Origin of the sequence: Bacillus nitratireducens (assembly GCF_001884135.1) — a bacterium.
Classification (GTDB): domain Bacteria; phylum Bacillota; class Bacilli; order Bacillales; family Bacillaceae_G; genus Bacillus_A; species Bacillus_A nitratireducens.
In genome coordinates this window covers 84,561-97,410 of the sequence record NZ_MAOC01000069.1, presented here as the reverse complement: position 1 = coordinate 97,410, position 12,850 = coordinate 84,561, and the positions used below count along the sequence as shown (strand labels likewise).

The following is a 12,850-nucleotide window of genomic DNA, read 5'->3' as shown; positions in this document are numbered from 1 at the left end:
TCCTATATTTTGATTGTGAATGGAAATGATATAATTAGCCATTACTTAACAGGATAATACTAATATTTGAATTTTTTATAGCCGGATAACAAAAAAGCGCTATTCTTTCTGTAGAATCATAGGAAAGGATGGCGGTTTTTTAGGTGCTGGTAAAAGAAGATAATGAAGAGTAAAAAGAATGAGTCATTCCTAATGGAATGACTGTTTATGCGATAAGACAAAAGAGAATATTAATCAGTTGTATCTGCTTTTGGACAGACTTTTTCCCGTGGAAAGTCTGTCCTTTTCTAATCATATGCATAGCTTCTATTTCAGCAAGTGTTTTTGGTTGCTCTGTGAAAAAATTTGGACATTAGTATATATTAGAACCATTTTTTAATAAATCGATGGTCTTGTTCGACAATGTTGTTTAGATCTTTCATCTGTAGTAACTTGATTCCTGTAGGCTTAATGGCAGGGTTCTTGCTCTAGACCGCAAAGTAAATGTAGAGAAAAAATAAAATACTCCTTATTAGTTTATTTTTCTTAGTTTTCTTCGATTTATTGCCCTATATAAAGAACCTTTAAATATTCCGGTTGCTGAGACAATCTCTTTAACAGAATATTCTTTACTGTCATACATCCGAAGTGCAACAGTGAGCTTTTCTTTATCTAGTTTGGGTCTACCTAATGTTTTTCCACGCTTTTTACGTGCCTCAAGTCCTTCTTTTACTCTCTCAGCAATAAGATTTCTTTCTAATTTAGCAATTACGCACATCATTTGGAACATCGCTTTGCCTGTAGAGGTTATTGTATCCATACTTTCCTTTAAAGAAATGAATTGCATTCCGGTCTCTTCCAACTGTTGAATAATGTTGAGGATATCTAATGTTTTACGTCCTAAACGGGAGATACTCTCCACTACAACTGTATCGCCATTCCTGAGCATATCAAAAAGTTGATGAAGACCTTTTCGATCTTTAATAGTACCAGTAAACTTCTCTTTTACTATTTTTTCACAACCGTATTCAGAAAGAGTACTAATTTGACGATCTAAGTTTTGGTCAATAGTAGAAACACGGGCATAACCAATAATCATATGTAACCTCCAGTAAACTTGTATATTTTCATATTACTAGAGGTAACTTTGTTATAAAGGTGTTTGGTAATCATGTTGAGTAAAAAAAGTTCTTTAATTTAGTCTCTGTGTGCTCGAATGTAATTAAATGATCGTTTAAACACGTTATTCAAGAAAAGGGCCAGTTTGTGGAATAACACAGTAGAAAATGATTTAAACTTTCTATAAACAACAGTTGGATCTTATCGCCAGCTTTATGCGTCCTGCTAATAATTTGTTGAAACAAGCTGCAAATACTTAATAAATTCTTTTTCTGCATAGCTTAAATATTGGTTTTTTAATCGAATCCATCCAAATGGAATTGTCGTAATGCCACAATCTGTTAGTGGAATAAGAACGATGTCCCCATTCTTTACGTAGATATCATTTTTTAATGCTAAATCAACAATAAAAGCTATCGCTATTCCCTCAATAACTGCTCTTTTAACCGCCTCTATATTGTTGGATGTAAATAAAACATCCATTTCCCCATGCTCATGAAAAAAATGATCAATAAAATATTTCATATTCACACCGTTGTACATAGCTAGGGGGTGCATTGAGACTTCTTTTGGAGTTAACGCGTGATTTAAAGATAAAGGGGAATTTTTATTGACACATACATTTATTTTACCGTCCACTAACGTACCAAATTTGATATCATTTGATTTTTGTATATGTTCGTTAATGAATGTTAAACCAATATCGATCCTATTTTTTCGCAGATTCTCAATAATTTCATCGGCTGGTTTTTCTGTTATTTCCAGTTCAATACCGGGATAATCTTTTTTAAAAAGTGGTATGGCTTTTAACAAAATGGTCATTAACATACTCGGACTAGCTGAGATTCTTAATTTCCCATTGATACTGGCCGTTTGTATTTTAGCCTCTTCTTTTAACTGTTGGAGCTTTGATACAATTTCATACGCTATTTTTACAATTTTTTCACCATCATCTGTGAGTATGGTTCCTAATCTTGAACGTTCAAATAGTTTCACACCTAACTCTTTTTCTAAATTACTAATGGATCTGCTAATACCAGACTGAGAAATTCTCAGGTTTTCAGAAGCAATGGAGAAAGATTTCATCTTTGCAACTTCTACAACATGTTCTAACTGCTCAATATTCATTGTGGCTCCTTTGTATGATTTTTAATCAAGTATATATGACATAATGATATTTTACATGCAAAAAAAACAATTGTAAAATAAATTTGAAGAAATAATATTTTCTGACAATTAATAAGGAGGGGATCTTTTATGAGTTCGAATTCGATTTTAGATGGAATAAGAGTTTTAGATGTATCATCTGTATTAGCTGCACCACTTGCTTCTAATCTGTTAGGTGATTTCGGAGCAGAAGTGATTAAAATTGAGCAACCTGAAAAGGGAGATGCCAGCCGTAACTGGGGAAGTAACACATGGAAGGTAACAAATCGAAATAAAAAATGTATTACATTAGATTTGCATAAGGAAGAAGCTGTTGAAGTTTTTTATCAACTTGTAGAAAAATCAGATGTAGTTATAACGAATTTTAGACCTGAAACGTTGAGAAAGTGGCGAATAGATTATGAGGACTTAGTTAAAGTAAAACCAAATATTGTAATGCTGCATTTTTCTGCATATGGAAGAAATGGTCCATTAGCAGAAAATCCCGGTTTTGCACGAGTGGCTGAGGGTTTTTCAGGATTAATGAACATTACTGGTCATCCTAATGAAAAGCCTATCCCTTCCGGTTTCGCAATTGCTGATGGTCTCGGAGGAGTATATGCTGCATTTTCCACCATGCTTGCACTATATCACTTTAAACAGACAGGAGAAGGTCAATTAATTGATTTATCCTTGTATGAACCACTATTTAGAGTAATGGAAGATTTTATTGTTGACTATGATACCAAAGGAAAAGTAAGAGAAAGAGTTGGAACCCATAATCCTGGTGTTGCCCCGAATGATTTATATCTTACAAAAGATAATCGTTGGATTATTATTCCAGCATCTACAGACAACATGTTCAAACGTCTTATGAACGCGATTGGTCATCCCGAGCTTGTTGATGATAAAAGATTTCTTACAAATGAATTAAGGGTCAAGCATAGAGAAGATCTGGATAAATATTTAAAAGACTTCTTTTCCAGTCATGTGTATGAAGAATTAGTAGTTATTTTAACTACCTTTAAAGTAGCACATGGGTCCGTTTATTCCGTAGTGGATATTATTAAAGATCCACAATATATAGTAAGGGAAAACTTACTATCCATTTTTGATGACCAACTCAAAAAAAACGTAACCGTACAAGGTATCGTACCCAAAATGTCTAAAACACCAGGTACAGTTAAGTGGCTATGTCCGGAAGTAGGGGCACACAACTATGAAATTTATGAACAACTATTAGGTTTGGATCAAAACAAACTTAGTGAGTTAAAAAATGCTAATATCATTTAAAACGAATATACTTCCCGTAAAAAATGTAAAGGCTTACATGTATAGGAAGATGAATAATGTATCAGTTAAATATGATAGCGAGAAAAACTATATGAATTGATATTTAAGCGCTTTACTTCGGTTATTTGTGTTAATCCATGAGCAAGATCTTTATTTAGTGTTTATTGTTAGAAGGTAAGGAGGATCGATTCAATCACCATTTTTTAAGAAGAGGGCGTGAATAAATGCAAAATAATTTAACCGACCGTAAGCGTAAATCTATTGTTATTAGTCTCTTATTTATAGGAATGACAGTAAGTTACATTGACAAAGCGGCGATAAACGTAGCTATCATCCCGATTCAGAAAGACCTGCAGCTTAATTCTTTTGAATCAGGCTTGATCATAAGTATTTTCTTTTTCAGCTACGCCCTTATGCACCCATTAGGAGGATGGCTTACAGATAAATATGGATCACGTAAAATTTTAGTACTTTCCATCTTAGCTTTTTCGATTTTTACTTCTCTTACGAGTTTTGCTTGGTCATTTGCATCACTACTTTTGTTTCGTTTCCTGTTTGGTATTGGGGAAGGAAGTGTTTTTCCTGCCAGTTTAAGATCTATTTCCGAAAACTTTCCCGAAAACGAAAGGGGTAGAGCAAGTTCCTTCTTTCTATCTGCACAAACGTTCGGTGGTGCGCTAGGCTCAATAACAATAGGGGTTATGGTGGTTTCCCTTGGGTGGAGATGGATGTTTGTCAGCATTGGTATTATAGGTGTTTTGATAGCATGGGCATTTTGGGTTTATCTAAAATCTCCGGAAGATATACAAATAAATAAAGAGAAGCAAAATCAAAAAAAAGTTCCTTATAAAAAGTTATTTGAAACAAAAAATTTTTGGAAGATATTTTTCACTAAATTTTTTTCAAATATAGTGAACTGGGGTATTATTTCCTGGATGCCTACTTATTGGGTAAGTAAGGGTTTAGATTTATTGTCAGCAAGTGCCTTGATGGCCATACCGTATCTTGCCTCCTTTCTTATGTTTAATGTAAGCGGCTGGATTTTAGATAAATATATGAGTGGAAGAGAAAAATACTTGGCAGTGGCAGGATCAATTTCATCTGCCATCCTTCTTTATTTGATGTTTAATGCAACGTCTGTTTCACATGGAATTGTTTATTTGACCTTAAATTCTATTTCAATTGCTTTTATTGGAACATCACTATACACAATTACCATTAAATACTCAGCAAAGGAATTAACTGGTTCTGTTACAGGGTTTATTAGTTTTGGCGCACAAATTGCCGGGGGTATCTCTCCAGCCGTAATTGGGTTCGTTCTTACTGTGTTTAACGGTTCTTACAATGTTGCTTCCTGGTTTTTAATTTCTGCTTCATTGGCAGGGGCAATTGTGGCTCTAACGATTAAAAACAACGTCAAAGAAGCAAAAGAAAATGTGTTTATAGAGCAATCTTTTTAACTAAAATAAAAAAGCAGGAGGGATTGTCATGCAGTCCATTACAAAGAATGAAATGAAAGTTTTTCCACCTCGTCCAGAAGATATTGTTACGAAGGATAATTGGTTTACTTCTCAAAAAAATTTGCAGCAGTATTGTCATAGCGGTGAACTAAGCGCTAGCCGTATCATATGGAGAGGAAACCAAAAGTCCACCCAATTATCATATACTAAAGATCAGTTAGATTTAGAAAAAATAAACGATAACAATGGTGAAAGTGTTTTAGCCTATCTTGAAAGAACTAATACGGATGCTTTTTTAGTGATGCATAAAGGGAAAGTCATGTATGAGAACTATTTTAACGGTTATAAATCTTATGAACTACATGCAATGAACTCTGCTACAAAATCTTTTGTAGGTTTGATTGTTAGTTTGCTTGCTGATGAAGGATTGCTAGATGTAAATAAAAAAGCTTCCTTCTATGTACCTGAATTAAAAGGAACAGGACTTGGTGAAGGGACTGTTCAGCAATTGCTTGATATGCAGGTTCCTGTGAAATATATGGAAGCCGATACACCATGGGGAATAGGCCGGGGTACACCCATTTTTATTGCATCAGGTTCAATGCCAAAACCTGATAACTACACTGGACCGGAAAACCTTTATGAATTTATGCTGTCGAGTAAAATAGATAAAATACCTGGTACTGCATTTTATTATGAAAATGGACAAACAGAAACATTGGGATGGATTGTCAAACGCTTGGTTGGAAAAAATATGGCGGAATTAATTCAAGAAAAAATCTGGTCTAAACTGGGGGCAGAAGAAAACGCAGAGATGCAAGTAGATTTAATCGGTACGGATATTTCCAATTGCGGAATGCGGGCTACATTGCGTGACTTGGCACGATTTGGTGAAATGATGCTTAATGATGGTTACTACAATGGCCAACAAATTATTCCGGAACATATAATAAAGGACATTAAAAAAGGTGGTAACCGAAAATATCTTGCAGAAAGTATTACTCATAGTCATCTTGCTGAATTCTCTTACCTTAATCAATGGTGGATTAGCCATGATCAATTTGGCGGATATTCAGCCCGTGGGCGTTTTGACCAGCAAATATACATTGCACCTAAAGCTGATATAGTAATTGTAAAACTATCTTCTCATCTGCCGCGTGCAAAGGAAACTATTGCTTTTCAAACGATAATAAAGTATGTACTAAAGCAATAAAACCAATAGAAGTTGAGAGTGAAGGCTTTTAAGATTATCGAATGTTTTCCGCTAAATACTGTGGTGATACCATCTCCATCAAGCCTAAGAAAAAAATGACCTTCAAAAGAGAAAGTGAAATGATTTACATAGACAACTGAAGAAAGGTAAATTTCACTTTTGGAATGATTAAATATCTTAGCTTGATGGGTATGGGGGATTTTTCTCTTAAGTTGATGTGCATGGGATATTGTCCCATGCACATCAACAAAACAATATCTATTAGATGGATCGTATAAGATGACAAGCGCTTAGAAAGTAAAAAAATCATTTATAATTTTAGGAACTGTCAGAGGATTTTTTCCTATACTCTGTTTTAGTGGAGTAGACGGAAAACAGAAACTTACTAAAGTAAGAAAAAATCTTTATCCTTGTATTCACCATATAACATAAACTTTCACAGAATACGAGACTCTCACAAAAACGCTACAGGAAGGGGGATTACCATTTATGGAAGGTTTAAATAAAATGAAAGTAGTAACAGAAGAAAGTGTAAAATATGCACAACAACATTTAGCTAATGAAAGAACTTATTTAGCTTGGATACGGACTGCTGTATCTATTGTAGGAGTAGGTTTTTTGACAACTTCTTTGCATTTTACTATTAAAATTAGTTCAAATCAGTATATTAATAATGTAGCAACATTCCTAGGCATTTTTGCATGTATTGTAGGTTTTATAATAGGAGTATTGGCAACCCTTCAATATTCAAAGAAAAGGAAAGAAATTCAAAATGGTATATTTATTCCTTCTAACCACTGTATTTTCTTTATAACTTCCCTATTCTCCTTCTTAATTTTCATTATTTTTATGTATCTTTCTTTCTTATTATTTATGTAGTCTGGTTAATATTTTTAAAATAAACCAATTTATTAATCCTCGAAAGATTTTTGCGAATTTCTGCCATATTATAAAAGGATCACTATTTTGTTATTTACGCAAAATAAGTATTATTAATGGCTCAATTAAAAGGATCATACAAATTAGCATGACTAATATGTATGATTCTTTTAAAGAAACCGCCTCAATTGTAAAAGATTAAATGGATGTTGAAATCCGGTTCACACTTATGAAGTTACCCATTTAACAGAATACTATAATCACGAAAATTTTTAGACCAAAAACGGCAAAAAACCTGTCATTAAAATAAACTAAGGAAATATGATTACACTCATCTTGATCCGCTTATATCAGTAGGTCATCTGACGGGATATTAGCTGGTTTTATCTCCAATCGAAATGATGGAAACTATGACACTTTCAACTTAATAGGTATTCGCTGATCCATATCGGGTTCAAAAGTTCCATATAGATTGACGTGATGATAAAATAAAGCTGTCAATCCCCTAACATTAGAATAATCACTATTTTGAGTGTAATCTTTTGAATAGAGGATGAAAACTCTACTTTTCGGTCTAGAGCAGCAACCCTGTCACTAAGTCCTGTAGGTAGGTTTCTTGCTTTTGGTGATTGTTTTATGGCTTTTGGATAGGCTGTTTTTTTATCAACTGTAAGGACACGAGGTTTTGAGGTATGACAAGAAGCTACAGCCCTTTTGAAGAAACGTTTAGCTGATTTCGCTTTTCTATTTTTACTTAAATAAAATCAACAGTGTTTCCTCTAGAATCCACAATTCGATACAAGTATATTCATTTTTCTTTAACTTTGATATATGTTTCATAGAATCGCGTTCGTCATTATTTGTTTTCTTCAAATGATGACGAACGCGTTTATTTAGCTTCGATCCATTTCTACCAATCTCGATAACTTAGTACCAGAGATAACATCTAACTGGTAATAGAATAATCTCCTGTTCATAATGCTTCTATTTAAAATTCACAGTGATAGGAGCATTAATGTTAGGGATGCAAAAATTTCACGTACCTTAATTATTATTAAAATGACAAATTTAAAAATATAGGAATTTTAAGTGGTTCAATTGTCTTTATTACCCATATTGGACAAAGAAACGAAGAAGAAGGTATAAAAGGAAGTAGTTAGCACCTTAAAAGAGGACCGCACTTTAAAAACACGTACCGAGCGTGGAGTAGAGCAGCAAGAAGGAATCAATAATCAGTTTGTTTCCTGAGTTGCGTAATCCAAGGAATACAAATAAGTGGACGGTGCATGAGGTCGAAAGGGTGCTTGATAACTTATTAGATGAGGACGAGCTCAAAATTATTGAGTGTAAATTGCTGACGAATGAGAGAGTTAGAGATTCAGATTCTTCTCAAAGTAAAATATCCTATGTAACAACAAGTGAGGACTAGGTGTAACTCGCTAATCATGGTATTGGTATATTGCTGGTTCTTGTTGTATTAGCATATGTGATAGAGAGGATAGATAAAAGTGATTATGAGGGATGGATAGAGAACAGCGCGCACGAATATGAACGAAAGAAAATCTTAGCAATGACACGTAATTTAAAAGCTAGGGGAGTATACAATAGTGTGGCAGTCATCAAGAGGTATCTTTAACTTCTAGAAAAAAGATAAATAAAAAGCCCCGTCAAGGGTTACAGGGCATCAGTAAGGTTTTGGGTTAAGGGAACACATGACCTTGTACCAATATAATATCAAAATTTTTTTATGAAAAATCAAAGTGATTTTGACAATTTTAAGAACATATAAAAGCTCTAACGGAGATGAAAGGACATTGAATAGGGTATTAATAGAGTCAATCGGTTAACGGGTTCTGTTGCAAAGTTTTCTAAATGAGGGTACATTCTAGAAAAAAGAGTATAGAGAATCACAAATGCAAGAGCTGTTTATTTGTATAAACTTTTTGCTAAGATCATCAAAAATCACGATGTCACCAGTATGGAAGATTTACAAATCAATAATATGCTCAAAAATAGAAAGCTTGCAAAAGCAATCAACGAAGTATCGTGGTCACAGTTTAGAAGTATGTTGAACTACAAAGGGAAATGGTACAGGAAGCAAGTTATTGTTGTATCAAAGACGTTAAAAATCTAAATCGTCGTGAGTGGGATTGCACTTCTTGTGCTACACATTAAGTGTTATTCGAAAAGTCATAGGAAAGATTGGTAACCTTGAAAAGAAAGGCAAAACACTTGAAGCTGCGGCTAAATAAAAGTAAGATATTCACGAAAGATCCCAGACCAAATACTGATACAAGTAGAAAACCAACAAATATCTTACTGCACTATATACGTCTCCCATATCCACCCCATAATAATAAAGATTTTGTGTATTTAAGGGTCATAAAACATTTAAAGTCGAGAGACATGTATGATGAGCCATATATAATAATTAAATATGTTATGAAACCTATATCTAAAAAGGAGTGATTTTAATATGTACAAACTTAAAACAAAAGAAACTAACAATAGTGTAATTGAATTTATTGAAAGTGTTGAAAATCTTAAAAAACGAGAAAACGCATATCAATTATTAGATATATTTACTGAAACAACAGGCTATACAGCAAAAATGTGGGGACCAAGCATTATAGGATTTGGTACGTACCATTATAAATATGCATCCGGTCATGAGGGAGATGCTCCATTAGTAGGATTTTCCCCGAGAAAAGCTAAAATTAGTCTATATTTTGCTACTGGTGACCCTAAGCGAGAAGAACTATTAAAAAACTTTGGAAAGTATACCTCTGGAAAATCGTGTATTTATATTAATAAAATAGCAGATATTGATAGTAATGTTCTAAAAGCGCTAATTAAACAATCTATAAGTTTTTTGAAAGAAACGTATCCAAATCATTAATAAAATTTATAGGTGAAATTAAAAAATAAAATAGGAAGGAGCTCTTTTAGATTTCTATATACTGTCCTTAAAAATTCATGTTTTATATCTAGCAATTATAAAACATAAACATCCCCAAACTATTTATTTCGTTTTGGGGATTATTCATTGTCTTAGCTTGATGGGGATGTGGCGGTAGCCCATTACCTACAAATACAAAATTCATAATAGAATTTCAATGTTAAGGCTATCTCTGCATTTTATCTTTATATCAGCATACTATTATCTTTATATAACTATGTTGCATTTAGTGGTGACAGAAATAGTGAAAGATTTCTAATTGGTTAACATATAAAATGAACTATTTCTTCATAAAAATAAAATGAATCGTGGGGAAGATGAAATATGCAAAGAACAATTTTAATTGTAGAAGATGAAGATATTTTACGTGAAATTATGAAGGATTACCTACTAAACGAAGGGTATAACGTTTTAGAGGCGATTGATGGGAAAGAAGCGTTATCTATATTTGAAGAACATGAGGTACATTTAATTATTTTAGACATTATGTTACCGGAATTAGATGGTTGGTCGGTTTGCCGGCGAATTCGGAAGAAATCTAATGTACCTATTATTATGCTAACGGCTCGGGTGGATGAGGATGATACCTTACTCGGATTTGAACTGGGAGCGGATGATTATGTTACCAAGCCATATAGTCCTCCTATTTTATTGGCAAGGGCAAAACGATTAATTGAAAGCCGATATTCTTCCACTGTTAATGTATCTACTGCAGACACATTAACTAGTAGTGGTATCCATGTACATTTCCCTTCTCGTACAGTAACTGTAGATGGGGAAGACATAAGTATGACACATACAGAATTTGAAATATTAACGTATTTCATGCAAAATCAAGGGATTGTAATTTCGAGAGAACAACTAATCACTAAAATTTGGGGTTATGAATTCGCTGGGGATGATCGTACTGTTAATAGTCATATTCGTAATTTGCGTCATAAATTAGGGCAAAAAGCGACTTGTATTGTAACCGTTGTGCGAACTGGTTATAAATTTGAGGGACAGGTATGAAAAAAGGAATTGTATTAAAACTATTTATATTAACAACGGCATTATGCACACTTATTTTAGTGACTATTTTTATTGGACAAACCATATTTTTTAAGCAATATTATTCGAATCGAAAAGTTAATGATATTAAAACGAATATTCAATCCTTTGAAAAGGCATATATAAAAGCTGGAGATGACGCGAAAAGGATTCAAGAGTTGGAACAAAATTTCTACCAAGATAATGCGACATGGATTACAACGTTAGATAGTGTAGGAAATATAAAATATGCAAATGATTTTTCTTTAGAAATTCAGTTAGATCCTAACGAAAATAAGACCTTTTCTGAACGTTTAATTCAGATACCGTTGTATAGTTTTATTAATTTAGAAGATATACAAAGGATAAAATATAGTTTAGAACAGGGGAATCATATTATTATCGACGGATTACAGAAGGGGGATATAGTGGTCCCTGCGATGTTAACAATAAAAGAGAAGAATGTTGGGCTGGAGAACAAGCAACTATCAGAAATGTTATATGGACAAAAAAACGCATCTTCAAAAGAAAGTTCGCAATTATATTTAGCAGGAAGCATTAAGAACGTGCAGTTACCGGAGGGTACTGTAGGAACTAACTCTATTTATGGAAATCGTGTGTTAATAGATAGAATAAAACAATTTCAGGTTGATTTAATATTAAATCAAAAATCAAGTAATATTACTTCTACAGAAATAGTCGATTATGAAGAAAATGATATTAAATATAAACTATTAATCAAACCAACAAAAGATGCAGATGGTAAGGTAAATTACATATTTGCTATGACATCATTGCAACCAGTTGATGAAGCTGTGCAAATGATAAAGGATTATTATGTATATTTAATTCTATTTGTATTGATTCTAATCGTGTTGATATCGTTCTATTACTCAAAGAAAATTGCCAAACCACTATTACAAATAAATGATACTACAAAAAAAATCGCAGGCTTAGATTTCTCAGAGATGATACCTATTACTACAAAGGATGAAATAGGTGATTTATCACAAAATATTAATACACTTTCTAAAGCGTTGCATTCGTATATTCATCAATTGCAGCAAGATATAGAGAAAGAAAAGCAATTAGAAAATACACGTAAAGAATTTATTGCGGGTGTTTCACATGAGTTAAAAACACCTTTAAGTATTATGAAGAGCTGTATTTCAATTTTGGAGGATGGTGTTGCTAGTAATAAAAAGGATTATTACTTTAAAGCAATGTCAAAAGAAGTAGATAAAATGGATATGCTCATTATTGATATGCTGGAGTTAGCAAAATTCGAATCTGGTACGTATAAAATGGAAATGGATGTTTTCCATATTGACGAGATGATTGATTATATATGTGAGCAATTAACCTCGGATATAACAGCTAAGCAATTACATGTGCATAAACAACTTTCTAAAATTGAAGTTGTTGCAAATCCACATCGAATAGAACAGGTGGTTACTAACTTTATTACAAATGCGATTCGTTATACACCAGAACATGAGAATATTATTATTTCTACAATAGAAGAGAATGAACGTGTAAAAGTATGTGTAGAAAATAAAGGAGCACATATTGAACTAGAACATTTAGAGAAAATATGGGATCGTTTTTATCGAGGAGATACGTCTCGTCAACGCTCCAAAGGTGGAACAGGATTGGGTCTTGCTATTTCAAAAAATATATTAGAACTGCATGGCGTGGAATATGGTGTTTTGAATACAGAAGATGGAGTATTATTTTTCTTCTATTTAAATAAAAACGTGTAGAATTTTCGTT

General features: G+C 33.0%; 9 protein-coding genes and 2 pseudogenes. 8 read left to right on the top strand and 3 right to left on the bottom strand.

Translation table 11 applies throughout. From position 1 onward, the window contains the following. Positions 1-511: 511 nt before the first annotated feature. Positions 512-1,078: a recombinase family protein gene (locus BAU23_RS18395; RefSeq protein ID WP_071734958.1), complete on the bottom strand. Its 567-nt coding sequence runs from the start codon at positions 1,076-1,078 to the stop codon at positions 512-514. A gap of 245 nt (positions 1,079-1,323) precedes the next feature. Further along, positions 1,324-2,226 carry a LysR family transcriptional regulator gene (locus BAU23_RS18390; RefSeq protein ID WP_071734957.1) on the bottom strand — a complete coding sequence of 301 codons (903 nt, stop codon included), beginning with the start codon at positions 2,224-2,226 and terminating at the stop codon, positions 1,324-1,326. A gap of 129 nt (positions 2,227-2,355) precedes the next feature. Between BAU23_RS18390 and BAU23_RS18385 the strand changes: the two genes are divergently transcribed. From BAU23_RS18385 to BAU23_RS18370, 4 genes are all read left to right on the top strand, one after another. Beyond that, the gene (locus tag BAU23_RS18385; protein ID WP_061675786.1) at positions 2,356-3,537 is read left to right on the top strand and encodes a CaiB/BaiF CoA transferase family protein; all 1,182 of its coding nucleotides are present in this window, start codon (positions 2,356-2,358) and stop codon (positions 3,535-3,537) included. A 224-nt stretch (positions 3,538-3,761) separates the two neighbouring features. After that, positions 3,762-4,997, top strand: coding sequence for an MFS transporter (locus tag BAU23_RS18380; RefSeq protein ID WP_071734956.1), 1,236 nt, complete (start codon positions 3,762-3,764; stop codon positions 4,995-4,997). A gap of 28 nt (positions 4,998-5,025) precedes the next feature. Beyond that, complete coding sequence (locus BAU23_RS18375; protein WP_061675784.1) at positions 5,026-6,210, top strand: serine hydrolase domain-containing protein; 1,185 nt, start codon at positions 5,026-5,028, stop codon at positions 6,208-6,210. A gap of 489 nt (positions 6,211-6,699) precedes the next feature. Beyond that, positions 6,700-7,089: a YidH family protein gene (locus tag BAU23_RS18370; protein WP_061675783.1), complete on the top strand. Its 390-nt coding sequence runs from the start codon at positions 6,700-6,702 to the stop codon at positions 7,087-7,089. A gap of 587 nt (positions 7,090-7,676) precedes the next feature. Here the strand turns inward: BAU23_RS18370 and BAU23_RS30665 are convergent. Then, a pseudogene (locus tag BAU23_RS30665) lies at positions 7,677-7,980 on the bottom strand (DDE-type integrase/transposase/recombinase); the annotation flags it as partial. Between the two features lie 1,015 nt (positions 7,981-8,995). Here BAU23_RS30665 and BAU23_RS18355 point away from each other — a divergent pair. The 4 genes and pseudogenes from BAU23_RS18355 to BAU23_RS18340 all read left to right on the top strand — a co-directional run. Next, positions 8,996-9,261 (top strand): annotated as a pseudogene (locus BAU23_RS18355) (IS200/IS605 family element RNA-guided endonuclease TnpB); the annotation flags it as partial. Positions 9,262-9,565: 304 nt separating this feature from the next. Then, entirely contained in the window at positions 9,566-9,988 is a 423-nt protein-coding gene (locus BAU23_RS18350; RefSeq protein WP_016129842.1) for a DUF1801 domain-containing protein, read from the top strand. A 384-nt stretch (positions 9,989-10,372) separates the two neighbouring features. Continuing rightward, on the top strand, positions 10,373-11,059 hold the full coding sequence (locus tag BAU23_RS18345; RefSeq protein ID WP_016129841.1) for a response regulator transcription factor: 687 nt from the start codon (positions 10,373-10,375) through the stop codon (positions 11,057-11,059). Further along, positions 11,056-12,840: a sensor histidine kinase gene (locus BAU23_RS18340; protein WP_071734955.1), complete on the top strand. Its 1,785-nt coding sequence runs from the start codon at positions 11,056-11,058 to the stop codon at positions 12,838-12,840. Before BAU23_RS18345 ends, BAU23_RS18340 begins: the two co-directional genes overlap by 4 nt. The last annotated feature ends 10 nt before the right edge of the window (positions 12,841-12,850 follow it).

Coding starts and splice junctions, on each gene's coding strand:
- BAU23_RS18395 (WP_071734958.1), bottom strand. CDS start 1,078: ATGATTATTGGTTATGCCCGTGTTTCTACTATTGACCAAAACTTAGAT.
- BAU23_RS18390 (WP_071734957.1), bottom strand. CDS start 2,226: ATGAATATTGAGCAGTTAGAACATGTTGTAGAAGTTGCAAAGATGAAA.
- BAU23_RS18385 (WP_061675786.1), top strand. CDS start 2,356: ATGAGTTCGAATTCGATTTTAGATGGAATAAGAGTTTTAGATGTATCA.
- BAU23_RS18380 (WP_071734956.1), top strand. CDS start 3,762: ATGCAAAATAATTTAACCGACCGTAAGCGTAAATCTATTGTTATTAGT.
- BAU23_RS18375 (WP_061675784.1), top strand. CDS start 5,026: ATGCAGTCCATTACAAAGAATGAAATGAAAGTTTTTCCACCTCGTCCA.
- BAU23_RS18370 (WP_061675783.1), top strand. CDS start 6,700: ATGGAAGGTTTAAATAAAATGAAAGTAGTAACAGAAGAAAGTGTAAAA.
- BAU23_RS18350 (WP_016129842.1), top strand. CDS start 9,566: ATGTACAAACTTAAAACAAAAGAAACTAACAATAGTGTAATTGAATTT.
- BAU23_RS18345 (WP_016129841.1), top strand. CDS start 10,373: ATGCAAAGAACAATTTTAATTGTAGAAGATGAAGATATTTTACGTGAA.
- BAU23_RS18340 (WP_071734955.1), top strand. CDS start 11,056: ATGAAAAAAGGAATTGTATTAAAACTATTTATATTAACAACGGCATTA.